This is a genomic window from Rhizobium sp. RCC_161_2 (assembly GCF_041355235.1).
Lineage (GTDB): Bacteria > Pseudomonadota > Alphaproteobacteria > Rhizobiales > Rhizobiaceae > Rhizobium.
In genome coordinates this window covers 183,670-208,728 of record NZ_JBFUPL010000009.1, presented here as the reverse complement: position 1 = coordinate 208,728, position 25,059 = coordinate 183,670, and the positions used below count along the sequence as shown (strand labels likewise).

The 25,059-nt window shown below is 58.6% G+C and carries 19 protein-coding genes and 2 pseudogenes; 12 read left to right on the top strand and 9 right to left on the bottom strand.

Annotated features, from left to right (window positions below; all coding sequences use genetic code 11):
* Positions 1–2 precede the first annotated feature (2 nt).
* Positions 3–1,316 (top strand): alanine racemase, encoded by a 1,314-nt coding sequence (locus AB6803_RS22770; protein WP_371111029.1) that lies wholly within the window; start codon positions 3–5, stop codon positions 1,314–1,316.
* A 49-nt stretch (positions 1,317–1,365) separates the two neighbouring features.
* On the top strand, positions 1,366–2,376 hold the full coding sequence (locus tag AB6803_RS22765; protein ID WP_371111028.1) for a succinylglutamate desuccinylase/aspartoacylase family protein: 1,011 nt from the start codon (positions 1,366–1,368) through the stop codon (positions 2,374–2,376).
* A gap of 67 nt (positions 2,377–2,443) precedes the next feature.
* Here AB6803_RS22765 and AB6803_RS22760 read toward each other — a convergent pair whose 3' ends face one another.
* Positions 2,444–3,634 (bottom strand): hypothetical protein, encoded by a 1,191-nt coding sequence (locus AB6803_RS22760; protein WP_371111027.1) that lies wholly within the window; start codon positions 3,632–3,634, stop codon positions 2,444–2,446.
* 698 nt (positions 3,635–4,332) lie between these two features.
* On the opposite strand from AB6803_RS22760, the gene AB6803_RS22755 reads away from it, so the two are divergent.
* From AB6803_RS22755 to AB6803_RS22740, 4 genes are all read left to right on the top strand, one after another.
* A complete protein-coding gene (locus tag AB6803_RS22755) occupies positions 4,333–4,650 on the top strand; it encodes a PepSY domain-containing protein (protein WP_371111026.1) in 318 nt (105 codons plus the stop codon).
* A gap of 40 nt (positions 4,651–4,690) precedes the next feature.
* A complete protein-coding gene (locus tag AB6803_RS22750) occupies positions 4,691–5,296 on the top strand; it encodes a general stress protein (protein ID WP_371111025.1) in 606 nt (201 codons plus the stop codon).
* 158 nt (positions 5,297–5,454) lie between these two features.
* Entirely contained in the window at positions 5,455–6,336 is an 882-nt protein-coding gene (locus AB6803_RS22745) for a hypothetical protein (protein ID WP_371111024.1), read from the top strand.
* 296 nt (positions 6,337–6,632) lie between these two features.
* On the top strand, positions 6,633–7,646 hold the full coding sequence (locus tag AB6803_RS22740; RefSeq protein ID WP_371111023.1) for an NAD(P)/FAD-dependent oxidoreductase: 1,014 nt from the start codon (positions 6,633–6,635) through the stop codon (positions 7,644–7,646).
* Between the two features lie 305 nt (positions 7,647–7,951).
* Here AB6803_RS22740 and AB6803_RS22735 read toward each other — a convergent pair whose 3' ends face one another.
* Positions 7,952–8,563 carry a LysE family translocator gene (locus AB6803_RS22735; RefSeq protein WP_371111022.1) on the bottom strand — a complete coding sequence of 204 codons (612 nt, stop codon included), beginning with the start codon at positions 8,561–8,563 and terminating at the stop codon, positions 7,952–7,954.
* Positions 8,564–9,477: 914 nt separating this feature from the next.
* Here AB6803_RS22735 and AB6803_RS22730 point away from each other — a divergent pair.
* The 3 genes from AB6803_RS22730 to AB6803_RS22720 all read left to right on the top strand — a co-directional run bounded on the left by AB6803_RS22730 (position 9,478) and on the right by AB6803_RS22720 (position 13,502).
* Positions 9,478–10,845, top strand: a complete 1,368-nt coding sequence (locus AB6803_RS22730) for a hypothetical protein (RefSeq protein ID WP_371111021.1) — start codon at positions 9,478–9,480, stop codon at positions 10,843–10,845.
* Positions 10,846–10,901: 56 nt separating this feature from the next.
* Positions 10,902–12,497: a hypothetical protein gene (locus AB6803_RS22725; protein WP_371111020.1), complete on the top strand. Its 1,596-nt coding sequence runs from the start codon at positions 10,902–10,904 to the stop codon at positions 12,495–12,497.
* Positions 12,498–12,872: 375 nt separating this feature from the next.
* On the top strand, positions 12,873–13,502 hold the full coding sequence (locus AB6803_RS22720; RefSeq protein WP_371111019.1) for a LuxR C-terminal-related transcriptional regulator: 630 nt from the start codon (positions 12,873–12,875) through the stop codon (positions 13,500–13,502).
* Between the two features lie 404 nt (positions 13,503–13,906).
* Here AB6803_RS22720 and AB6803_RS22715 read toward each other — a convergent pair whose 3' ends face one another.
* The 6 genes from AB6803_RS22715 to AB6803_RS22690 all read right to left on the bottom strand — a co-directional run bounded on the left by AB6803_RS22715 (position 13,907) and on the right by AB6803_RS22690 (position 18,518).
* Positions 13,907–14,257, bottom strand: a complete 351-nt coding sequence (locus AB6803_RS22715) for a hypothetical protein (protein WP_371111018.1) — start codon at positions 14,255–14,257, stop codon at positions 13,907–13,909.
* Between the two features lie 326 nt (positions 14,258–14,583).
* A complete protein-coding gene (locus AB6803_RS22710; RefSeq protein ID WP_371111017.1) occupies positions 14,584–14,709 on the bottom strand; it encodes a hypothetical protein in 126 nt (41 codons plus the stop codon).
* Between the two features lie 28 nt (positions 14,710–14,737).
* A complete protein-coding gene (locus AB6803_RS22705; RefSeq protein WP_371111016.1) occupies positions 14,738–15,154 on the bottom strand; it encodes an organic hydroperoxide resistance protein in 417 nt (138 codons plus the stop codon).
* 165 nt (positions 15,155–15,319) lie between these two features.
* The gene (locus AB6803_RS22700) at positions 15,320–16,639 is read right to left on the bottom strand and encodes a sensor histidine kinase (protein WP_371111015.1); all 1,320 of its coding nucleotides are present in this window, start codon (positions 16,637–16,639) and stop codon (positions 15,320–15,322) included.
* Positions 16,636–17,376, bottom strand: coding sequence for a response regulator (locus tag AB6803_RS22695; RefSeq protein WP_371111143.1), 741 nt, complete (start codon positions 17,374–17,376; stop codon positions 16,636–16,638). The genes AB6803_RS22700 and AB6803_RS22695 overlap by 4 nt, the downstream gene beginning before the upstream one ends.
* Before the next feature lie 98 nt (positions 17,377–17,474).
* Positions 17,475–18,518, bottom strand: coding sequence for an alpha/beta fold hydrolase (locus AB6803_RS22690; RefSeq protein ID WP_371111014.1), 1,044 nt, complete (start codon positions 18,516–18,518; stop codon positions 17,475–17,477).
* Between the two features lie 321 nt (positions 18,519–18,839).
* Between AB6803_RS22690 and AB6803_RS22685 the strand changes: the two are divergent.
* Together AB6803_RS22685 and AB6803_RS22680 are read left to right on the top strand one after the other, a co-directional pair.
* A pseudogene (locus AB6803_RS22685) lies at positions 18,840–20,614 on the top strand (cytochrome c biogenesis protein DipZ).
* A 50-nt stretch (positions 20,615–20,664) separates the two neighbouring features.
* Positions 20,665–21,431: pseudogene (locus AB6803_RS22680) on the top strand (alpha/beta fold hydrolase).
* A 100-nt stretch (positions 21,432–21,531) separates the two neighbouring features.
* On the opposite strand, the gene AB6803_RS22675 reads toward AB6803_RS22680, so the two are convergent.
* On the bottom strand, positions 21,532–22,578 hold the full coding sequence (locus AB6803_RS22675) for a LacI family DNA-binding transcriptional regulator (RefSeq protein ID WP_371111013.1): 1,047 nt from the start codon (positions 22,576–22,578) through the stop codon (positions 21,532–21,534).
* Positions 22,579–22,717: 139 nt separating this feature from the next.
* Between AB6803_RS22675 and AB6803_RS22670 the strand changes: the two genes are divergently transcribed.
* A complete protein-coding gene (locus tag AB6803_RS22670; RefSeq protein WP_371111012.1) occupies positions 22,718–25,033 on the top strand; it encodes a family 78 glycoside hydrolase catalytic domain in 2,316 nt (771 codons plus the stop codon).
* Positions 25,034–25,059 lie beyond the last annotated feature (26 nt).

Genomic DNA, 25,059 nt, shown 5'->3' with positions numbered 1-25,059 from the left:
CGATGTCCGATCTCAGCCTCTCTTCCACCGACACCATCGTGCTCGACGACCGTATCCGCGGCTTTCCCGCGGGCCACGAACCATTGGCGCTTGCAGATGTCGCAAACCGCGGCTGGAAACCGTATGACGGTATCATGTCGCTGCCGCTCATCTCGCTCGACCGCGCGGCATTCGCATCGAACGTCGAGCTGATGATGGGCTACGTCCGCAGCCATGGCATCGCCATAGCGCCGCATGCGAAGACACCGATGTCGACGGCGCTGGCCTTAGCCCTTGTTGCGGCGGGAGCATGGGGCACCACCGTTGCCGACATTCGCCAGGCTTCGGTAATGCTGAAGGCGGGCCTCAATCGCCTCATCCTTGCCAATGAGATCGGCGGCCCCTCTGCTGGCAAAAGGCTGGCATCTCTGCTTGCCGGATACCCGCAGGCGGAGGTGCATATCTTTGCGGATTCGCCCGAACTTGCCCTGTCTTTGCGCGACGCCTGGAAGACCAGGGGTGATCTACCGACACTGGGACTTTTGGTGGAGCTTGGAGCCGCGCGTGCCGGCGCACGCTCAGTGACGGCAGCGCAGACTGTGCTCGACATCATTCTGGAAAACGAGACGCCAAAATTCCGCCTGACCGGCATTGCGGCCTATGAGGGATCCGCCGCGACGCCTGACCCCACTGAAACCGCTGAGCGCATCGCCGGCCTGATGGCGATCACAGCGGATGTCTACCGGATGGTTCGCCGCAGGGTCGGACCTGATCGCCAGTTGATCGTGACCGCCGGTGGTTCCGTGTTCTTCGACATGGTCGTAGAACACCTGCGGCCGGCGCTTGCCGGTGATCGAAACGCCACGCTTGTGCTGCGCAGCGGCGCCATCTTCTTTCACGACCACGGTGTTTATGAACGTGGGCTGGCAGCGCTGGACGATCGTTCAGGCTTCGAGATCAACGGCAAGACGGAACAAGCATCAACCGTGTTCAAGCCGGCGCTCAGGCTCTGGGCTGAGGTCCTCTCCCGACCGGAGCCGGGCTTGGCCATCTGCGGCATGGGACTTCGCGATGTCGCCATGGATCAGGGCTTGCCACGGCCGCTGGCGCTCTATCGGGATGGCAAGCGACTATGCCCGCTGACGAGCGCCAAGGTCGCCAAGCTCAATGATCAGCACGCCTTCGTCGAACTCGACGACATCAGCAATATCCGCATTGGGGATGTCCTGGAATTCGGCATTTCGCACCCGTGCACCTGTCTCGATCGGCACGCTCTTCTCTACGGGCTCGATACCGAACATACCGTCACCGCCTCCTTCCCCACCAGCTTTGGCTGAGACACAAACCGTTGTTCCACGCGATTACAAAAAAGGGAAATAGACCGACATGCATACTGGTCTCATCCATTCGATCGATTTTTCCGCCGATGGCCGCCAGGCCGGACATCTGAGCATTCCCTATTCGATCGATCGGTCACCCTATTATCAGATCAAGATACCTTATCTGCGTGTGAAGAACGGCGAAGGGCCGAGTATTCTGCTCATGGCCGGAAATCACGGCGACGAATATGAGGGCGAATTGCAGCTGGGTCGGCTGATGCGCCGTCTCGATCCATCGACGATCAAGGGAACGGTCACGGTTCTGCCGGCGGCCAATCTGCCGGCTGTCATGGCGGCCAGGCGCTGCTCTCCCTTTGATGGCGGTAACCTCAATCGAGCCTTTCCGGGCGATCCGGCGGGCACTCCGACCGCCCGGCTCGCCCACTTCCTCGAACATGAGCTTTTCCCTCGCCATGACGTCATTTTGGATATTCATTCCGGCGGCACGTCGATGGCCCATCTGCCCTGCACGCTGATCGAGCGGCAGAAGGAATCCGCGCGCTTCGAGCGGGCCATATCCCTGATGCGAGCCATGGGCGCATCCCATGCCTTCATCGCCGATAATGGCCCGGCAGCACCGACATCGATGGGAGCTGCCGCGCGCGCCGGCAGCATCGGCCTCTCCGGCGAATTCGGCGGTGGCGGCACCGTTTCGCCGGCATCGATGGCTTTCACGGCGAAGGCGATCGACAATCTGCTGATCGCGCTCGGCATCGTTGATACGCCACTTCTTGGAACGTTAGATGCCACAAAAGCAGCGCTCCAGCTCCTGTCTCTTTCGCGCCATGGCCAGGGCATCTATGCCCCCCGGCGCGGATGGTTCGAGCCGGCAGTCGAACTCGGCGCACACGTCAAGGCAGGCGATCTTGCCGGATGGTACCACGATCTCGAGCGCCTCGACCTGCCCGAAGAGGCACTTCATTTTGCCGAAGGTGGTATCGTCATTTCCCACCGGCTTCATTGCGACAGCCAGGCCGGCGATTGCCTGATCCAGGTCGCCGAACCGATTGATCTGTGAACGCACCTCCGATGTCTGAGTGAAGAGATGGTCAGGAACCGAGAATTCCTGGCCGGAGCGCGAGAGCTTACTTCTGGGTCACGCCGTCGACGGCTGCGCGGACCCAATCGAGGCGCTTTGCCGGGATCAAGCCGTAATTGTAAAAGTTGACACCATCAGCGCCGGCGTCCACCGCGACTTTCGTACGCGCGGCGATATCGCTGGCGGACGGCACCTCCGGATAGAAGACACGGAATCCGGCGCCGAGATATTTGTCGGGTCCCAATGCAGCACGGCCGCTTTCCATGACATCGGCCACGGCGTCCGGCGCCATAAAATAGCAGCACAGGATGGCGCCATCGCAGACCTTACCGACCGCTTCGAGGTCGACGCCGCCGAGCCAACCGTCCTTGAGGTCGATCAACACGATCTTGGTTGCTGGATCGGCGTGACGCTTGATCTCGGCGATGAGACTGGTGACCGGCTCCGTGCGCCAGCGCAAGTAGGCATGCAGGTCCTGCCATGCCTTGAACGCGTCGATACCGGCAGCCGGGAATTCTGCAAACTGCTTTTGGGGAATTTCGCGCTCACACATCTCGGCAATGAACGTCCTCACCGTGTCACGGGCAGCGGCGGCATCGATACCTGCCTTTTCGGCCCGTGACATGCAATGATCGCAAAAGCAGAGCGAGAGGAGGAAGTCATCCTCGTCGTTCAGCCCGACGCCGTCCTTTTCATGATGGTATTCATGCGCAAAGCCCATGAAATTCGGGCTTTCCAGCTCCAGCATATCGGGCTTGTAGTGTGTCGTAACATCATTGACGAGGGTGACGACATAATCACGCGCGGCGGGACTTGAAGGACAAAGGCTGTAGTAATTGGCATTGCCGAAGGCATTGCGGGTCGTATGGGCCGGATGCAGCATGCCGAGACGGGTATTGTGCAGACAGACGGTCCAGCAGGATACTTTCATTCCGCCCTTCGCGCGCTCGTCGACCAACTTCGCCAGCATGTCTCCGCGTTCGCTGACATTCCGCGCCATCAGCGGGCGGATTTCCTTGTCCCGCCACATCGTTTCATCCGGTGTGAAATAGACCGTGCCATCCTCCGGAAAATACGCCTTCTGCGTTGGGCTGCGCGGCTGAAGGAAGCGACCGGCATGATAGGATGTCGCAAGGCTGATCGTATTCAGTCCGGCCCGGTCCCGCAGATCAGAGACAGTTTGGTCGACCCCCTGGTCCTGGATGTCCCAAGGATAAGTCCACATGGAAAGATGCATACTGGTTCCCCGCAATAGACGAAACACGACGCATCTTTATTTGTATGCAATGGCAGTCAAGCTGCTTTTGAAAAGCAAAGATGTGAATCAGTCGTGACGTGCAACATGGTCCCAAAATGGCCTTCGATGAAGCAATCCAAGTGAATGATGAGACGCTCGATCGCCCTGTCATTGAGCCTGCCCGTGCTATCCTGTCGCCACCCAGGTCGAGATTGCGATCCGCATGTTTCGCGCCGCCAATGAGCTTGGCATCAAAACAGTCACCACCCGGGCCGAGGAAGACAACCTGGCATCGCACCCTTTCAAGGCAGCCTGTCCCGGGATCAGGCAATTCCCGTCCACGGCAACTGGATATTGCATTGCGTGATACCCATCGTTGGCACGCTTGGACTTTTCACGTGACCTTGAGCCTACACTCAACGAGACGGGCGAAGAAAGTCGCACCGACCGACAAGATAAGGCGTGCAAGTTGACCAAGAACGCTCGGCGAGACGGGCGTACGTCGAATGACGGGCTCTTCTTTACGGTACACATTCAAGACAAGTCGGCCAGGACAAAGTCGGCGCGGCCGGCAGCCAGTTGACAAGGAATGTCTACCGATCATCCGAATCGTCCACGCAAAGTGGAACCAATTACTCCCCACTTGGTTGTAGCCCTGCGGGTCTCGTAAAGAAGATTCGGCAATGTGAGGAAACACAATGAAAATGATGATTTTCGCCGCGGCGCTCCTTGGAGCGTCAGCGCTGACGGCTGTCGCCCAGACATCTGCGACCCCATCGGCCGATGCCAATACCCCGGCCATCGCTACCCCCAGCACAAAGAACCCGACCGCGCCCGTCGCGGGCCGCAACAGCTTCACCGAGGCACAGGCCAAGGAACGCATCGAGAAGGCGGGATATAGCGGCGTCACGGCGCTGAAACTTGATGACAAGGGCCTCTGGCAGTCCAACGCGACGAAGGATGGCAAGTCCGTTTCGGTCACCCTCGACTACCAGGGCAACATCGTCGCGATGTGATTGCCGCTCGTCCGAATTTATCGATTTCAGGAGAACTATAATGAAAACAGTTTCCGGACTTTTTGACGACTACAAGGATGCCAAAACCGCAGTCGAAGCGCTTGAGAGATCTGGCGTGCCCTCGGATCAGATAAGCATCGTCTCGAACAACGCTGACAACGATGATGGCAAGGATCATTCAGGTGCAGCCAATGGCGCCGGTACGGGTGCCGGGCTCGGCGCTGTCGTTGGTGGCGCGGGCGGTCTGCTGACGGGTCTGGGCATGATCGCAATTCCAGGCGTAGGTCCCGTCGTTGCGGCAGGCTGGCTTGCGGCAACCGCGGTCGGTGCCATCGCTGGCGCGGTCGCCGGCGGTGCAGCAGGCGGCCTCATCGGTGCCCTGATTGATTCCGGCGTTCCGGAAGCCGACGCGCATGTCTATGCCGAAGGTGTTCGTCGCGGCGGAACACTGGTCACGGCGAAGGTCGAGGACGCGGTCGCAATCAATGCAGAGACAATTCTCAAGCACTCGAACTGGGTCGATCCGGCCGAGCGTCGCAATGAATACACCAGGCAGGGCTGGACCAAGTTCGACGATACCCTTGATCCCTACGGCCCGGAAGCCATCGAGGAAGAGCGGGGCCGCTATCGCCAGCCAGGCGTCTGATGAAATGAGCCCTGGCCTTGAGGTCAGGGTTCTCCCTTCTCACCAAGCTATCTTAAACACAGGAGGCTCTCATGGGTCGCGGCATTCTTCTCTGGTTCTTGGGCATTCCGATCCCGATCATCATCCTCATCATGCTCTTCGTACGATAGGAGCACATCATGCCAGCAATCGACTCAAATGCTGCATACGCCACGGCTCCTGAATCGTCCGCCTCCGGCGTGAATTGGGCGCCGATCATCGCGGGAGCGCTCGCCGCTGCCGGGGTGACGTTGATCCTGACACTGCTCGGATCCGGACTAGGCCTCACCATGGTGTCGCCGTGGTCCTCGCAAAGTGCCGGGATTGCCACCGTTTCGATCTCGGCGGCTATCTGGCTCATCATTGTCCAGTGGCTCTCAGCCGGTATCGGCGGCTATCTGACTGGCCGCCTTCGCACGAAATGGGTGTCGGTCCATACGGATGAAGTCTATTTCCGGGACACCGCCCATGGTCTGCTGACCTGGGCATTGGCGACGCTGGTTGTCGTCGGCGTTCTCGGCTCTGCCCTTTCATCGATCGTCGGCGCAGGGGTCCAAGCCGCTTCCACCGTGACATCCGGTGCCGCCACCGCGGCGGTTTCCAAAGCCGGCGAGAGCATGGGAGGCAGCTCCTACTTCGTCGACAGTCTGCTACGTCCGGCCGATCCGCGGAAGCTTCCCGCAAATGCTAACGCAAGCGACACCTCGGCAGCACAGGTTGCCACAATCCTTGCCAATGGCGCGGTTGCCGGCAGCATATCTGCGGATGATCAGACCTATCTGACACAGCTGGTCGCTGCGAAGACCGGCCTGTCCGACGCCGAGGCAAAAACGCGAGTGGACACAATCTTGAAAAATGTTGCCGACGCCAAGGAAAAGGCTCAGCAAGCTGCAGAGGCTACGCGCAAAGCCGGCGCCAAACTCGCTCTTTTCGGGACATTGTCGCTCCTGATCGGTGCATTCATTGCCGCAGTCGCCGCCGTCATCGGCGGTCGCGAACGCGATGATATGAAGGCGCTTTGAAAAGTGGGCCGCCTGCGAAAGCGGGCGGCCCTACGACCATTGTTCGACCGCAAGGCGATGGCAAGTGGCATCGCATCCTCCCGTTCGGGTCTCTCCATTGGATAATTCCGCGCCCCTTACCCATAAGCAGCGCCTGCGCCACGACCAACCCCTGTGGGCGGCCTCTCCGAGAATTTCGGTAGTGTCGAGGAAGAGGTCATCATCAACCTCATTTGACGTCGTCATCGTTGGCGCGGGGATCAGCGGTGCGCTGATGGCGCAGGCGCTGGCGGGTTGTCATCGATCGCAGACAGCCCGTGCGTGGCAGCACCATGGCCAGCACGGCGATGATACAGCACGAGATCGATGTCCCCTTGCACATGCTGACGAGGATGGTCGGCGTGAAGAAAGCACAACGTGTCTGGCAGCGTTCGGCGCATGCAGTCGAGGCGCTTGTCAGCCTTGTCCGGGACCTCGAATTGAAATGTGCCCTTGAGAGAAAACGCACGTTGTTCTTGTCGGGTGAGGAATATGGCGCTCGAGCACTTCACGCGGAGGTCGACGCCAGAACCAGGGCTGGGATCAAAGCGGAACTGCTCGACGCTGCCACTCTTCGGGAACGACATGGGCTTCATCGGAGCGCGGCGATCGACAGCGCGATCTCAGCGTCAGCCGATCCGGCACAACTGACCGCAGCATTGCTTCGAAACGCAAAAACCCACGGCATCGAAATTGCCGCGGGCGTCGAAATCAAGGACGTGCGCAGTTCCGATGAAGACGTCGTCGTCTCGACGTCCGAGGGACAGATAATCACGGCAAACCATGTCGTCTTCTGCACGGGCTACGAATTCCTGGAGACGATTGCGAACAAGAGTCAGAAGCTGATCTCGACCTGGGCATTGGCCAGCCGGCCGCGCTTGAAGCGGCCGGAATGGCTTGATCGCTATCTCGTCTGGGAGGGCTCGGATCCATATCTCTATTTCCGTGCGACGCCGGATGGCCGGGTCATTGTCGGCGGTGAGGATGAAGATGGCGAGGATGCTTACAAAGATTCGTCAAAAGCCGCTACGAAGGCGAAAACTCTTGTTGAGAAGCTGGGTGATCTCACCGGCATATCGATCGGCAAGCCCGACTTCACATGGTCGGCTGCTTTCGGTGTAACACCAAACGGGTTGCCGATGATCGGCCACCTCCCCGGAATGAAAAACGTCTTCGTAACGATGGGCTTCGGCGGCAATGGCATAACGTTCAGCCAGATCGCGGCGGACATCATCTCTTCGGACATCCTGGGTCACCGCGACGCCGATTGGGATTTGTTCCCCATCCATTAGCTCTGCTTCAGACTCGGTATGCATGAACATCTGACCCGGATCATGCGGGGTATGCCACCTTATATCGGCCGCCTTAAAGGGATTGGAACTTGCGACTTCGATGGCGATGAACATTACCCCTTTGGCGGAACCCGGCCGCCGGCGAACGAGCAAAAGCCCGCGGCCGCAAGCCATTTATCATCATGGGGCCTGTACCTGCCTCACGGGGTTAGCGCCAAATGAAAAGCCGGGTTAAATCACGGGGGAATTCAACAGCGAGGCATCAAAGACGCACCCAAACCGGCTCAGAACTTGAGCGCGAACACTTACGGAAGTGAAGACAATAGTGTCGTTATACCGAGAAACAGAAATACCGCTGCAAAGAGTAGATCAAACTGATCGAGGTGACGCGCCGAAAGCGATTGCAGCCTGCCGTTCGATGCCATCACGGCGATCATGGTAAACCAGCTCGCCGCGATGGCGAAAATCACAGCAGCGCAAACCGCGGTCAGGAAAGAAGAGGATGCGACAAGGTGGGAGGACGCGAAAAACATTGCGGTGACAGGATTGGCGATCGCGGTGAGGAAAGCCATTCTGAAATAGCCTGATGTGGGTTCAGCCATCGTTGAATGCGTCCATCTCGCCACCACACGGCTGCGGCGCAAGGATCTGACAGAGAGATATACGAGGTAAGTACCGAAGAATATCGCGCCTAGCCGTTTCGTCGTATCGCTTACCGGCATGAGACCGGCACAGAGCGCTACTGCAAGATAAAGCAGACAGGCACCGAACGCGACGCCAAGAGCTGCGGCAATGGCATTTGCGCGCTGCGAGCGCAGCCCGGCGGCGGAAACGATCATGAAATTCGGCCCAGGAGAGATCGCCAGCAAAAGATAGGCCAGGGCGAAGGATATCAGATGCCCTGCGGGATTTTCCAAACCGTCAAGCATAATGCCATGTCCACTCTATGCAACGGTTTACAATACCTGGGCCTAATGTGATCGTGTTTGCCAGCCTGGCAGCCCCCATGCCAGGCTGGCAGCACGGTTGCGCGCCGACGCCTTCAGAAAACGGCGCGCCCGACCGTGATGCGAGCCCCTTGCCGACCCGCATCCCTTGAAATCCAGGAACGCGTTGAGATGCAGTTCCTTGCCAAGCCGTGGCTCGTATCGCATTAGCAAGATCAGCCATGTTCACTCGCCCGTTGCTCACAGCCCTACGCAAAATACTCACCCTGGCCGTGTATTTTTTACTTGACGATTTCAACCTTTCAAATTTGCTTAGGGTTGGCATCCCCCATTTGGTGGATACTTCAAGACTTCCAGATTTCTGCCCAAATTGAACTATGCAGAGTTGGCGGCGGAGGCGACTGCCTCAACCTCGACGCATCCAATGGCCGAACAGCACGAATTCGCGCGCCGAATGCCGGGTTTAATATGCACAATTTATAATTGCATCTCCATGCCTGGACCACGCGATTGGCTCCTCAAATCGCACTGCGTCGCGCGCCTTAACCACACGCATGTCCACCAAACGGTTGATGCCAACATCAGAAAAATCTGGAACGAAAAACGAAAGATGCGTTGTTTGGAACGCGGATGCGACGCAACGTTTGCGCCGTCTTCGTTCCGCCGAGCCTCTTTGCAGAATGAGATAGGGACATTCACAAATCGCGAGAGACCAAGGTCTGCCTCACTCCGCAGGTCGTCAATCCTTTAAAAATATTGCCTGAAGACAGAATTATACTTTTCAAAAAAACAGCATCCCATCAAAAATCCGGAACATAGTGTCGATCCCGATCGAAGGTTAATCAACCCATCATTCAGTTTTATTGCAACGTGAGGACGTTACGATGAAGGCAATCTTCCCGATACTTCTGTTGCTTGTTGGATTTTGGTGCGGCCAGGCGCATGCTGAATGCGTGACGTCGACGGACAAAGATTTTGCCGCGGCGGCGACGGCCTTGTTTAACTGTCCCAGTGGTCGCCCACTCAAGGGCGGGGACGGTGAACGGAAATTCCAGAATCATTACGACTTTCCAGCCAGCATACCGGACGCAAGCGCTCTCCCGTGGGTAATGATCGATCCGATTCACAACCCATCCGAATACATGATGGCGGTGCTACACTATGCAACCAAGGTGAATGCCCGCGATGATATCGATTGGCGGATCGAGGACAACAAAACGGAGCATTGGTGCAACGCGCCGTGGTTCCATATGCTGCGCGAGCCTTTGCACGGAATGACCAGCGAGCGTGTGTCGCGGCAACAGGAGTTGCACGAGCGACAAACAATCCCGGCAAAAACCTGGGCTGTTGGTATCTACAACGATATAGCCTGTTACGGACTGGGGCAAATCTGGAAGGACCCAACCTCTCCGAAGACGCAAGGTTTTGCGTTCCCCGACGGGGCCGTCGGCGTGAAAATGCTGTTTACCACCGCAACACCATCTCAGGTGCCCTATCTGACAGGTTCGAAAGAATGGAGAGTGGCAGCAGGGGCCGACGGCGCCATCATCACGATGCGTCTTCTGCAAGTCGACATTTCGATCAAGGACAACCGCTCTCCTAACGGCTGGTTTTTCGGCACGTTCATGTATGACGCCGCACAACCGGGCGACACGGCGTATGAAAGGCTGATCCCGGTAGGACTTATCTGGGGCAGCGATCCCAACCTTACCGCAGATGCCTACCTGCTAAAAGGTGCGGTCGCGAAAGAAAGCTGGATCAATCCGGTAGCGGCAGCCCATTTTTATGCTCTTCCCCGCCATACTCTGGGTCTCTTCGGCCGGGCCAACGGTCCACTCGACAACTCGATGTCCGCCTGCATCACCTGCCATCAACGGGCTTTGGACTGGGGTCGGGCCGTCCTGCCGGGATCCTCCGAGGAAAAGGAAGCAGACGCACTTCTGCCGGATGCGCCGAGCGATCCTTTCGACGAAGCAGCCGCCAAGCGGTATTTCCGAAATATCGGCAGCAATTCGGCGGTGCCCGGCACTCAATCGCTCGACTATACCCTGCAGGTATCCAAGGGTGTTGCTGCATTCCGGGCTTGGGCTATCCTTGCCTTTCCCGACTATACGGGCTCGACGAGCGACGTTACGCCCTTCCCCTTCCAATCCGCGGGAGCGCGAGCAGAACCGCCGTTGTCTGATTCTTCTTCCTACGATAAATTCAGTATTGGGACCGCGGATTTGAGTAACAACTTGTATCAGAGATAGTTCAAGTACCGCACCGCGCCCGATCGAAGTTCACATCTTCATGGGGCAGGTGAGAAGTGATCACTCTTTCGGCATTCGGACGCTTCAAGCTTGTCGACGATTCCGGACACGAGGTGACCCCGCGCGGGATGAGAGCGCGGGCTCTTATCGCGTTGCTCGCGCTGGCGCCCGGCCACCGACGCGCGCGCGTCTGGCTCCAGGACAAGCTTTGGAGCGAAAGAAGTTCAAAGCAGGGTTCGGAAAGCTTGCGACAAGCGCTCACCGAGATTAGGCGCAGCCTTGGCACGTATGCGTCCGTTCTCATAGCGGATCGGGAAAGTGTCGGACTAGATGCCAGCCAATTCACGGTTCAGCTCAATGGCGACGGGCACAGCGATCTGGAACCGGCGGACTTGGAGCTGTTCGCAGATCTGAACGTGCCCGACCAAGAATTCGAGCAATGGATCAGGGACCGGCGATCAGCCTTTGCGAGCACATCCCGGGAGGCCCCGCGACCAACATCCAGGCCAACCAAAATAGCGCCGGCGGTCTTCTTTTACGTTTCGGGCAATGTCGCACCCGGAGTCGATATGGCTATCGGATCACTGCTTGCGCTGATGACAACCTCGCTTCTCGACTTCGCCGATTTGCAGATTTTTCAGCCGAACGACGATACCTTCCATTCTGGTTTACCCCCTGATCAAGGCATGGCTGTTAAAATCGTCGCTGGCGGCGCTCTGGAGCAGATACAGCTGCACATGATTGTCAGTGACGTTGCCGATCAACGGATATTCTGGTCGAAGACGTTCCACTTGTTATCTCGCGACATGGGACGCGATGAGGCCGCGCTCATGGTGGCAGCTTTAGAGACTGTGGAGGCAATTCTGTCGACCTTCCGGACATGGAGCGGCAATCTTGTCATCGGCGATTGCGCGGCTCTCCTTGTCAATCGCGCCCGTCAGTCAATCTTCCGGTTCGACAAACACAGCCTGCGTCAGGCAGACCGATATCTCGCACAGGCTTACTGCTACGACGGGCGGCCACAGATTCTCGCCTGGCGGGCGTTCGTGCGCAACATAGCGAACTTTCAGCATAGATCGACAGCCTTTCTGTCGGAGCAGATTGATATCGAAACGCTTGCCCAGGAGGCGCTGCTCGACGCACCGGGCAGTGCAATATCACTCGGTGTCCGTGCTCACATCGAGTATCTGTCCGGAGGCTCGCAACGGAGTTCGCTTCTTCTGGCACGCCGCGCGGTGGAAGCCGACCCGCTCAATGCCGTCAACCATGCCATCCTGTCGAATACTGAACTCGCCCTTGGCAATCTCAGGGAAAGCCGTGCTTCATCGCTGCAGGCGCTCAGCCTGTCGGGCAGCGGCGACTACAGGTCCTTCGTCGAATTCTTCTGTTGCATGTCTGCTGCAGCCGAGGGTGCCTATGATCAAGCGACGGATCACGCCGAAGCAGCGCTACTTCTCAGACCCTCCTTCGTTGCACCTTTGCGTTATCTCATTGCGCTCTACAAGCACGCCGGGCGAAAGGAAGCATTGCAGCGCGTGCTCGCTCTCATGCGGGTCAACGAACCGGACTTTCGTTTGGAGCGCCTTCTCGACAGCGACTATCCCGTCAATACGCTGCGCCGGATCCGCCTGATCGAGGCGATTGATCGTTGACGCGATCAGAAGTCTTGTCCGTGAGAGCAAATTCTTGCGGACCTTTCACTTTGAATTCACGGTGAATTCACGGGCATCTGTTTGGATCAGAGCCATCAGAACGAGCTCAGAGCGGAGATGAATATTGCGAAATGATGAGATTGTTCGGGACTATTTTGTCGCCGAACCCGTCGGCTGATTGCTTCCGGCCATCTGTGGCAGTGCGGTTCACACCGATGGATCACGCATTCTGATCGATGCTCTATCAAATCGACGTTGCGCAGGGAGTTGATACCACGCGCACGACCATGAACACCCAGCTACGCCAAGCATATGGCGTGCTGACGAAAACACAAAGGTCTGATCGGCCCAGACGATATACAATAGGGGGCAGGAATGATTGAAGTCGACCGGGCCCTTAGGCTGCAAACAATAGAAATCTCTACCTTCGCCTCTGTCTTGGACGCATTCAATTCAGCGATCATTCTGGTCGATAAGCATGCTTCATGCATGTATGCCAATGTTGCCGCGAGAACGATGCTGAGCCTCAAGGATCCACTCGCACTTAAGAATGGACAGCTTAGTTTAGGACGATTGGCCGCCACAATTGCCTTCAAGGAAGTCGTGCAGGCAGTTGCAATCGGTTCGCGGTTGCGCAGCGCCGAGGTTCCGGTGACGCGCGATGATGGTACGCCGATGATCCTTCATATCAGGTCTCTTCATCACCACGAAATCCATCGGGATATCAGCCGGAGCGTGGCGACTGCTGCAATCTTTATGTCATCGTCTCCCGCTCCCCTCCACATACCCGCAGACGCCTTGGCGATGCTGTACAATCTCACGCCTTCCGAAACACGAATCTTGGAGATGATCGTGGCCGGAGAAACGCAAGGCAATATTGCTACGAAGCTGGGGCTCGCGGTGAGCACAATCAAAACCCACCTTCTTCATGTCTTCGAAAAAACCGGCTGTCAGCGTCAAGCCGATCTTGTGAGATTGGCGGCGTCGCTTTACATGCCGCTTTAGAACAAATCCCTGCGCTGCTTGGCGCACATCATTCGGGCTTCGTTCATTCAGCTGTCGGAATGCTGCTCAACAGATCGGCCAGAAGGGCCGAATGCATGCGTAACCTACGCTTTGGTTTTCCCATCGACATATTTCGCATCTGAAGCATGCAACTCGGCCTTTGGCCATCACGTTTTGGAGGGTAATATGGAAATACCGCCTCAAGTAATTGCCGCAAAAACTACTCGTGAGGATCTACCCACTGCCAACGGGATTGATCACACCCTTGCGCAACGAACGGTCCAAGTGCGCAGAGCCAGGACTTCTTGAGTGCGGCCCTCCAGCTCTCTACGACGCGCCATTCGGAGGCGGCAACCACCCCATCGGTTCAGGTGACCCTCTCAGCCCTATGCCCCTAAACGGTCTCAGCGCCTCGCCTGCTTTTTCGCTGGATCGGATGATGGCTGCGTCCGATCACCCGAAATCCAGATCACCACACCCCGCCACACGCGCCACAAACCGACGGGAATAAGGATCAGCGACAGGAGCCGGTGCGCCGTCTCCGGAAAATACAAGCTTCCCCAGATCGCCAAGGCAACTATGGCGAAGCCGCCAACGACGCTACCTATGGCGAACTCGATTATCACCGCGTGGACGGCTACACCAAGGATGCGATCGGCGAACGAAAGCCCCAACGCATCCGCCGCCGCAAATACGAGAAACAGGAACAGCGGCAACATCACCGCTGCAATAAGGATAACTGTGATGATGGTCATAACCGTCGTCACGGCCACATGCCCCTTGCTGCAAGAAACCCAGTCCGATCCATACGCATATCGCTTACATCTGAGCTCGATCCGGACGAGCAATTACCCGCACAGTTATCCCTACCAGAGCATTCATGAAGCGGGAACACCAAATAAGACGGTCCGACCACCGTTTGCGATCCGAACCTGAAAGCAATGCTCGACTACCCTCCCCTCAAAGCCGATCCCTCGGCGCGTGAGGCCGCGGCTATACTCGAGGACGAACCCAACAAGTCCCGATGGCAAAGGGGAGCGACTGTTTCCGCGGTCGCTCCCTCGCCGATTTCCCGGTCTATCTACCCTTGAAGACCAACGGCTGTGGCCAGCGCGGCCACGGGCGATGGTTCCAGCGAGAACACGTCATAGACGCAAGGCGCTGCAAAAACCGCAAGTGCCAGCATGCCAGCGATCAAGCCTTTCATCAAACACTCCCTGGATTTGCGAAACTGCTCAGGCAAGCTTCAGCTCAACTGCGATATTCCCCCGTGTCGCCTTGGAATAGGGGCAGGTCTGGTGGGCTTCGTCGATCAGCGCACTTGCAAGGGCTGGATCAAGGCCCGGAAGGCTGACATTCAACCGGGCTTGCAGCAGATAAGCACCCTCCGTTACGCCAAGGTCAACTTCGGCATCGACTGCCGTATCCGCCGGAAGTGACAGCTTGCGCTTGCCAGCTGCAATGCCCAGGGCGCCAATGAAGCAGGCGGACCAGCCGGCTGCAAAGAGCTGCTCGGGATTGGTGCCGGGCTTGCCGCTGCCCGGGGGCGAAAGCTTGACGTCAAGCTGTGCATCGTCGCTGCGCGCTGCGCCGTCGCGACCTCCGGTGGTGTGGGTCTTGCCGCTATAGAGTACCTTTTCAATCGTGGTCATCGGACATTCCTTCCTTCTGTCGCATGGGGCGACGTTGCTGACAGGAGCGTTTTGATGCCTCGACGTATCCGGCATGTTTCCGGAAAGGGCTAAAATGTATCAGAGCGTAACGGCTGCGCGCCGGTCTACCTTTTCACACGAAATGCACTACAAAATGGGCATTCCTCAGGGCAGCGATATCTCTGCGGCGAGGCCCCCACCGACGCGGTTGTAGAGCCTCACTGCTCCGCCAAGCGAGACGGCAAGTTGCTGAGCGATGGCCAGTCCAAGCCCTGTGCCCCCGGTGTCGCGACTGCGCGAAGTCTCAAGCCGATAGAACGGTTGCATGGCGGCCTCCAACTTGTCGTCCGGAATACCTGGCCCGCGATCGCTGACGGTGATGACGGTATTTCCCTCGCCCTTCCGTTCGGCGCTGATCTCGGCCGCACCCGCAAACTTGAGGCTGTTGTCGATGAAATTGGTCAGGATACGCCGCAACGCATGCGGTTTCGTCACGGCGGTGCCCTGGACGATGCCTGTAACCGTGACCGCTTTGCCGGTGTCCTGATAATCGTAGGCAATACTGTCGATGAAGGATGCAAGATCGATGCGGGAGGTCTTTTCGCCATTGCCGTGTGCACTACGCGCAAAGATGATACCGTCCTGCACGAGCCGCTCGATCTCGTGCAGATCACTGACCAGCTTGTCCTTTTCAGGGGAATCTTCCGCCATATCTGCGCGTAAGCGCATGCGCGTGATCGGCGTCTGCAGGTCATGCGAGATCGCCGCGAGAATCTGCACGCGTTCTTCCAGGTAGTGGGCGATACGGTCGCGCATGGCGTTGAAGGCGCGTGCCGCATTGGCGACTTCGCTCGGTCCCTCCTCGCTCATGGGAGAATCTTTCTTGTTCGGGTCGAGCGCATCGGCCGCGGCAGCGAGCGCGCCCAGCGGGCGCACAGCCTGGCGCACGGCAAACCAGGTGCACAAGATCAGAAGTACCATCTGTGCGGCAAAGACATAGGGCAGCCATTCGGCCAGCGGCATGACGCCGCGCGGCGTCACGTCGATGGTGAGCACTGAACCGTCTGAAAGCGTCACATGTCCCTGCAGCCGCTTGCCGTCACCTGGAATGGCTTCGATGCGGAGCGGAAACCTGTTGCCTGCCGCCTCCTCTATCCGTTTTGCAATCTCCGCTCCACGGCCCGACATATCCGGCACACCGGGAAGACCCGGCCCAAGAACAAGGCGATAGTTGCCACGGCTCAGGCGGTCCAGCCATTCGGCCCGTTCGTTGGCAGGCAGCCGGTCGATCACGGCGATCGATGTGGCTAGATCGCTTTCCAGCGTACCAAGCATGACGGCCTTGGCCGACATGTAGCGTTCGGCAAAAAGGATGCTGAACGAGAGGCTATAGGCGATCGCCAGTCCGGCAAATAGGATCAGGAAGAGGCGAGAGCGTAGCGTGCTTGGCCACCAGCCGAAACGGAGCTTGCTGCCTTCACTCATGTCCTGGGCACCGAAATTTCGACCGGCACGGAGAACACATAGCCTTCAGCCCGCACCGTCTTGATGTAGGTCGGCTCGCGTGCATCGTCGCCGAGCCGCTGGCGCAGACGACTGACCAGAAGGTCGATCGAGCGGTCGAACAGTTCGGCATCGCGGCCCTGCGTGAGGTTCAGGATTTGATCTCGGTTGAGCACGCGCTGCGGATGATCAATGAAAACCCGCAACAGACGATATTCCGCTCCACTCAGCGCGATTTCAGTCCCGTCCCTGTCAAGAAGATGCCGGCCAACCGTATCGAGCCGCCAGTCGCCGAACGTCAGGAGCTGGCCGGCCTCGCTGATCTGCAAGTTGGGCGGCAACATGCGGGTTCGCCGCAGCACAGCCTTGATGCGGGCAAGAAGCTCGCGCGCCGCGAAAGGCTTCGGCAGATAGTCGTCAGCGCCCATTTCGAGCCCGATGACCCGGTCCATCTCGTCATCGCGTGCGGTCAACATGACCACCGGCGTGGCTTTGTGCTTGCCGGCGCGGAGCTCTCTGCATAGGACCAGTCCATCATCGCCCGGCATCATCACGTCAAGCACGATCAGATCGACCGTGCTGGTCTCGAGAAAATTGCGCATCTGCCGGCCGTCGGCAGCAACCGACGTGCGAAGACCATTCTTCTTCAGATAGCTCGATACCAGCTCGCGAATTTCGCGGTCGTCATCGACGATCAGGATATGGTCGATATGCTCCATCTTCGATCTTTCAATCAATATCATTGGCCGCTTTGCTGCCGTTATTAGTTCGTGTCAGCTACCGCGAGTAAAGGGGTTTCTCGCAACAGCACTATCAGTCAGAACTTCGCGACATCAAGGATGGCCCGGGCAAACGCTCGCGGCGCTTCCTGCGGCAAATTATGCCCGATGCCGCCCGTTATATTTCGATGCTCGTATTTTCCGGAGAACCTCTTCGCATAAGAGGATGGTTCCGGATGCGGCGCGCCATTGGCATCGCCTTCCATGGTGATCGTCGGGATAGTGATCGTCGGTCCCATCGCAAGGCGCGTTTCATAGGCATCGTATTTTGCCTCGCCTTCGACAAGACCGAGCCGCCAGCGATAGTTATGGATGGTAATCTCCACATGGTCCGGATTGTCGAACGCTGCTGCCGAACGATTGAAGGTTTCGTCGTCGAATGCCCAGGTCGGCGATGCCGTCTGCCAGATCAGTCTTGCAAACTCGTGCGTGTTGGCGGCATAGCCGAGCCGACCGCGCTCGGTGGCGAAGTAGAACTGGTACCACCAGGCCAGCTCCGCCTTCGGCGGCAAAGGCTTCTTGTTGATTTCCTGGCTACCGATGAGATAGCCGCTGACGGAAACCATCGCTTCGCAGCGTTCGGGCCAGAGAGCCGCCATGATGTTGACGGTGCGCGCACCCCAGTCATACCCGCCGAGGATTGCCTTTTCGACGCCGAGTGCATCCATCAAGGCGATCATGTCAACGGCCAGCGCCGCCTGCTGGCCGTTACGCGGCGTCTCGTCCGAAAGGAAGCGGGTCGTCCCATAGCCGCGCAGATAGGGAATGATGACGCGGTAGCCTGCATCGGCCAGGATCGGTGCGACGTCGACATAGCTGTAGATGTCGTAAGGCCAGCCGTGAAGGAGCAGGACGACGGGGCCATCTGCCGGACCGGCCTCCGCGTATCCGATATCGAGCACGCCTGCCTTGATCTGCTTCAACGCTGCGAACGATGTGTGCCCTCCCGCCTGGAGCGTCGCCAAGGGAACAGCGGGTGACTGGGCATTCGCGATCGCGGTCATGCCGAACTCGGCGGCAGCAATGGTCATCGCGGCGACACCAAAGAAGCGGCGGCGCTGGTCGTTGAATTCAGGGGACATTGTTCTCTCCATCTCGATTGATCGTGATTGGAAGAAAGCCAGCTGCATGTATCTCCCTTGTGTTCCGCCTGCCTCGGAATTGAATACGCATGTAGCATCGGGCGCCCTCGATACGTTCTGATACAATCCGCTGCGCCCCACCCAACGGGCCGCCGGTGATTTGTGTCATTTTGTCGTGCACCCGGCGGGTCCTACACTGCGGTACATTTCTTATGGAAGCCGGACACATCCGGGATACGTCGCTCCGACCAAATTGGCCGCATTGCTGGTCGTGCCCCATCGCCGTCCAGAACCCGACCAACCGGTTTCAAGGAAACGACGATGACACTTCTCATCATTGCCTATCTTGGAGGCGCGCTGACAATCCTCAGCCCATGCATCCTTCCCATTCTCCCCTTCGTTTTTGCCCGCGCGGGACAGCCCTTTATCCGAAGCACGCTGCCCATGCTGATCGGCATGAGTGTGACTTTCGCACTGGTCGCGACGCTTGCGGCGGTCGGCGGAAGTTGGGCGATCCATGCCAATGAATACGGCCGCCTCGCCGCAATCCTGCTTCTTGCGGTCTTTGGGGTCAGCCTTTTGTCGCCACGGGTTGCAAGCCTCATTACCCAGCCGGTCGTCGACTTCGGCAACAGGCTGCTGAATGCGTCAGGCAAACCCGGCTCCGCACCGACTGCCGCAAGCTCCGTCATTCTCGGCGTTGCAACCGGGCTGCTCTGGGCACCCTGCGCCGGGCCGATCCTCGGCCTCGTGCTGACGGGTGGGGCATTGCAAGGCGCCAATCTCCAGACGACTTTTCTGCTGGTCGCCTATGCCGCTGGTGCCGCAACATCGCTTGCTGTTGCCCTCCTCGTCGGGGGCAAGATCTTTGCCGGCATGAAACGGTCGCTCGGCGTCAGCGAGCGTATTCGCCAGGTGCTGGGTGCCGCGGTTCTGGCCGGCGTTGCCGTCATTGCCCTTGGTCTGGACACCGGCCTCCTGGCGCGGTTTTCTTATGCCAGCACGGCCAGCTTCGAACGGGCCGTACTTGACCAATTGCATGAGAGAGCTGCCGCCGAGCTTGCTCCCGAAGTTGCCAGCAATGGCGCGATGGATGCCGCCCTTGATACAAAACAGCCGTTTCGCAGCAATCTGCCTGTTGAAGGTCTCGCACCCTCACTGGATGGCGCGGTCGAATGGCTGAACTCGCCGCCGCTGACGACTGAGCAACTGCGCGGCAAGGTCGTCCTGATAGATTTCTGGACTTACTCCTGCATCAACTGCATTCGCACCGTACCTTACGTCCGTGCCTGGGCTGAAAAGTATAAGGATCAGGGCCTGGTTGTGATCGGCGTGCACGCCCCGAATTCGCCTTCGAAAAGAAAATCGACAATGTCAAAAAGGCGGTCGACGATTTCAAGATCGATTATCCGGTTGCGATCGACAACGACTACAAGATTTGGCGCGCTTTCGAGAACAGCTACTGGCCTGCACATTACCTGATCGATGCAAAGGGCCAGATCCGCTACCACCATTTCGGCGAAGGCAACTATCGCCAGACCGAGCAGGCGATCGAAGACCTTTTGCGCGACGCCGGTGGTGACATGGCCGCGACCGCGCCAGTGACGCCGGACGCAAAAGGCGCCGAGGCAAGCCCGGATCTCAAGAACATCCGTTCCGGCGAGAACTATCTCGGCTACAAACGCGCCGCCGGCTTCGTCTCTCCTGAGGGCCTGCGTGCTGATGCCGCCAACGCATATTCCGTCGACGAACCGGGCCTGAATGAATGGGGCCTCTCCGGAACCTGGACGGTTGGTGCAGAGCAGGCCGTGCTGGACCAGCCGGATGGTAGCATCGTCTATCGTTTCAGCGCCCGCGACCTGCATCTGGTCGTCGGACCCAGCGCTGCCGACAAGCCCGTCCGCTTCCAGGTAACGATCGACGGCAAGGCTCCCGGACCCAACCATGGCGCAGATATCGATGCTGACGGCTACGGCACAGTGACATCAACAAGACTCTACCAACTCGTCCGCCAATCCGGCGACGTGGAGGAACGGAGGTTTGAAATCCGTTTCCTCGATCCAGGCGTCGAAGCCTACGCCTTCACGTTCGGCTGAAACCCCATCTCCCTTGCCAAAACCACTCACAACAGACAGGAGTCAAACTCATGAACCGTCATTACATCTCGACCCTCGCTCTCGCCTTCGCCACAAGCGTGATTGCCTTCGCAGCCCAGGCTGCCGATGTGAAAAACATCGTTATCGTGCATGGTGCGCTCGCTGATGGTTCGGGCTGGCGCAAGGCATCTGATATTCTCGTCCAGCGAGGCTTCCATGTCTCGATTGTACAGGAGCCGATCACGTCACTTGCCGACGATATTGCCGCAACCAATCGGGTGCTCGACCTGCAGGACGGCCCGACGCTTCTCGTTGGTCACAGCTATGGCGGCATGGTGATCACCGAAGCCGGCCACAACCCCATTGTCGCTGGTCTCGTGTATGTCGCAGCCTTCCAGCCAGACCGTGGCGAAAGCCTGCTCAGCCTCGCAAGCTCAAAGCCCGCTGGCGGCATGAATATCCGTGAAACGAAGGATGGCAAATATCTCTATCTCGACCCCGCCGCGTTCGCTAACGACTTCGCCGCCGACCTGCCGAAAGATGACGCAGCGTTTCTGGCAAGGTCGCAGGTCTTCGCCTCGAAGGAAGCTTTTTCCGCCAAGGCCGGGACCCCGCTTGGAAAACAAAGCAGAGCTGGTCAATTGTTGCTTCCGAAGACCGCTCCATCAATCCTGAGCTGGAACGCGAAATGGCTAAGCGCGCGGGCAGCGTGGTGACCGAGATCAAGGCAAGTCACGCCGTATTCGCGTCGCAAGCTGAGAAGGTTGCCGACGTCATCGAAACAGCGGCGCGGCAAGTTGGCGCAAAGAGCAAGTAAGCGCATCTGCAAGTGCAACGGGCGTCGCCCATGACCCCGTTGTTGTTCCGATTTTCCTATAATTTCATATTGTTGAGCGGCATCTCAAGGAGGTCATTGTTCAGAGCCGGTTCACAATCAGGCTTCGCCTGGCCACTAATGATGGCATCTGCAGGATATGCACCGCCTCGCTGCGACCTTCAATACGCGACAATAGCGTGCGGGTGGCTGTCTGGCCGAGCTCCCTGCCGGACTGGTCGATGCTGGCGAGATTGACGAGGCCAAGGGCAGCGATGGATGAATTGTCGTAGCCCACAACCGCCAGATCCTCAGGCACGCGCACGCCCATTTCCGCCGCCATGCTCATCACCACAATGGCATCGATATCGCTCCAGCAGAAAATGGCGCGCGGCCTGTCGCTGCGCGCCAGGAACTTGCGGATGGTTTCTTCGCGCATGGGGGATTCAAGCGGAATATTGGTGATCGGCGCCGAGGAACCGAAGCCGGCTCGCTGCATGGCACGCCGATACCCTATTTCGCGCTGCCGGACGACCGAAACCTTATGCCCCTCCCGTGCACGCTGGCTTATCATCTCTATGTCGCGATAGCCGCATTCCAGAAGCGATTCGATGGCAATCTCCGCGCCGCGCTGATCGTCGGCATTGATCGTATCGAAGCCATCCGCCGTCGGGTCGTGATAGCCGACGGCGACGATTGGAATCTGAGCAGCAAATCTCGTAATGATCTCGGACGGCAAGCGAGGCGCAACCATAATAAGTCCGTCCATCTTGTAGTCGATCATCGACTCGATCAGCGACGTCTCCAGTTGCATGCGGGCTTCGCCGACGCCAATCATTGCCTGATAGTGCGAAGGGCCTAGAACAGCGTTGACGCCGGCAATGACCTCCGGAAGAAACGGGTTGCGGATATCGATGAGGAGCACCCCGATCGTGAAAGTTTGACCGCGTAACCCTCGCGCCGCCCGTGATGGACGATATCCCAGCTCCTCGATAGAACCGGTCACCCTGGCGCGGAGGCTGTCGCTGACGCCATAAGCATTGCGCATCACCTTGGAGACTGCGGCGACCGACACGCCCGCATGCGCAGCAACCGTTCGGATCGTCACCCGATCGGCCCGTTCCGGCGGTTTTTTACTATCGACTGACATGAAATTCCCAGACCTGATCCGCGAGTCGTGCGACACGCGTCCACTCACCATGACAGAACACCTGCAAACTTTCTATTGCACATCGGCAAAAAATGTAGAACGTTATACGGAGAACGTTCTACACAAATGGGAGGATTTGATGAACTTTCAGCCATCCGCCATCAGAGGCAACCGGGCTTCGCGTGACTGGGCGGGCGGGATGATCGCGCCGCTGTCAGACCAAGGTCAGGGCACGGCTGCTAGCTTCATCGCCAAGACGTTCAATCTGGACGACGCAGCCGGCCCCATCGAACTCTTCATCTCGGCGCTCGGCCTCTATCGCTGCTTCATCAATGGCAAGCGCGTCGGCGACGACCTGCTGACGCCGGGCTGGACCAATTATGACGATCGCATTGCCTATCAGCGTTACGACGTCTCCGGCCTGCTCAAATCCGGCGCGAACCGTATCGAGATCTGGCTTGCTGACGGATGGTATCGCTCCCCGCTGATGTGGAAGGCCGTTCCCGATTGCTGGGGTGACAGGACAGCGGCGATCGTGGACCTGATCGGCCCCACCGGTATCATTCTTTCGACGGACACGAGCTGGCGAAGCGGCCTGCTGCCGATCCACAAATCCGGTATCTATTTTGGCGAGATCTATGACGCTCGCGAGGAAACGCTTTCCGAGACCCACGGCACGGACAAGCTATCCTTCGACAAGACGCTGCTTGTCGCTCACGAAACCGCACCGGTGAAGGAGCTGCAACCGATCGCCCCAGTCGAAAGCTGGAGCGATGACGAGGGTCGCGCGATCCACGACTTCGGCCAGAACGTTGGCGGCTATGTGCGATATACGGTTCGAGGCGCAGCCGGCGCGGAAGTGCAGGTCGAACATTCCGAGGTTCTGGGGCCGGATCGCTATTTCGACAACCGCAATTACCGAACCGCCCCGGCGCATACGATCTATACGCTACGCGGCGGTGGCGATGAGACCTATGCCCCGCATTTCACCTTCCAGGGCTTTCGTTATGCCCGGATAACGATCAAGGGCGAGGCGGAAATCGTCGCGATCGCCTCGGTCCCGATCTCCTCCGTTCCCATCCTTGCCGGCGGCTTCACCTCAGGCAATGCACTCGTCAATCGGCTTGTGCAAAACACCATCTGGTCGCAACGCGCCAACTTCATCGAGGTGCCGACCGATTGCCCGCAGCGCGACGAGCGCCTCGGCTGGACCGGCGACGCCCAGGTGTTTGCGGCAACCGCATGTTGGCTGACCGACTGCCAGTCGTTCCTGCGAAAATATCTGCGCGATGTCATGGCCGATCAGCGACCGGACGGAGCGGTTTCCCATTTTTCACCGGACCCGACACGCCTGCATCCGGAGCACTTCCCCGGCTTTGCCGGTTCGACCGGCTGGGGCGATGCGATCGTCGTCATCCCCTGGGTGCTCTATACGCATTATGCCGACCGTGAGATTCTCTCGGAGTGCCTGGATTCGATGGTGCGATGGGTCGACTTCGTCTGGTCGATCTCGGACGGTCCGATCGTGCGGCCACCGTCCCACTGGGGCGACCGAGGCTTTACCTTCGGCGATTGGCTCCAGCCGATCGGCGACAACCGCAAACCGCGCCCGACGATCGGAGACGATTGCGCGGCAACGCTTTACCACTTCATCTCCAGCGACCTTCTGGCGAAGATCGCAGGCGTCCTCGGCGATCACTCGCTCGAAGAGCGGATGAAGGCACGCGCCGACAAGATCCGGCAAGCTTTCGCGCACGAATTCATCACTCCGTCGGGTCGCCTCGCGCATAACGACCAGACGTCCTATGCGCTGGCATTTCTCTACGATCTGATCCCCACCGAGCACCAGGAAGCGGCCAAGCGGCATTTCCGCCAGGTAGTCATCGATGCCGACTACAAGATCGGCACCGGCTTTATCGGCACACCCGCTCTGCTGCCGGCCCTGACGAAGCTCGGCCTGGACGATCTTGCCGAGAAGGTCTTCCTTCAGCAGGAGGTGCCGGGTTGGCTCTATCAGGTCGCACAGGGCGCGACGACGATCTGGGAGCGCTGGGACGCGCTGGCGCCCGACGGCACCATCTACGACCCGGACATGAACAGCTACAATCACTATGCCTATGGCGCCGTCTGCCAATGGCTGTTCGAAAGCGTTGCCGGCATTTCGCCGAGCCCAAGCACACCAGGCTTTGCCGAAGTCGTCATTGATCCCGCGCCGATCCCATCGCTGTCGCCGGTCACCGCCCATCATGATGTCAGTCAGGGCCGCATTGAAGCCGCGTGGGAGTTGAACGGCGACAAGGTGACCTATCGGCTGACCTTGCCGAAGGGTTGCGTCGGACGGTTCCGGCCGGGACATCGGCACCAGAACCCGTTGGTCGATGGAAAGCCTGTCGTTGGGGAGACGACTGTCGATCCGGGAACGCATGAGATCGTCTTCACGCTTCCCAAGCCCTGAAGCTGCATAATCGTTCAATGTCTCAT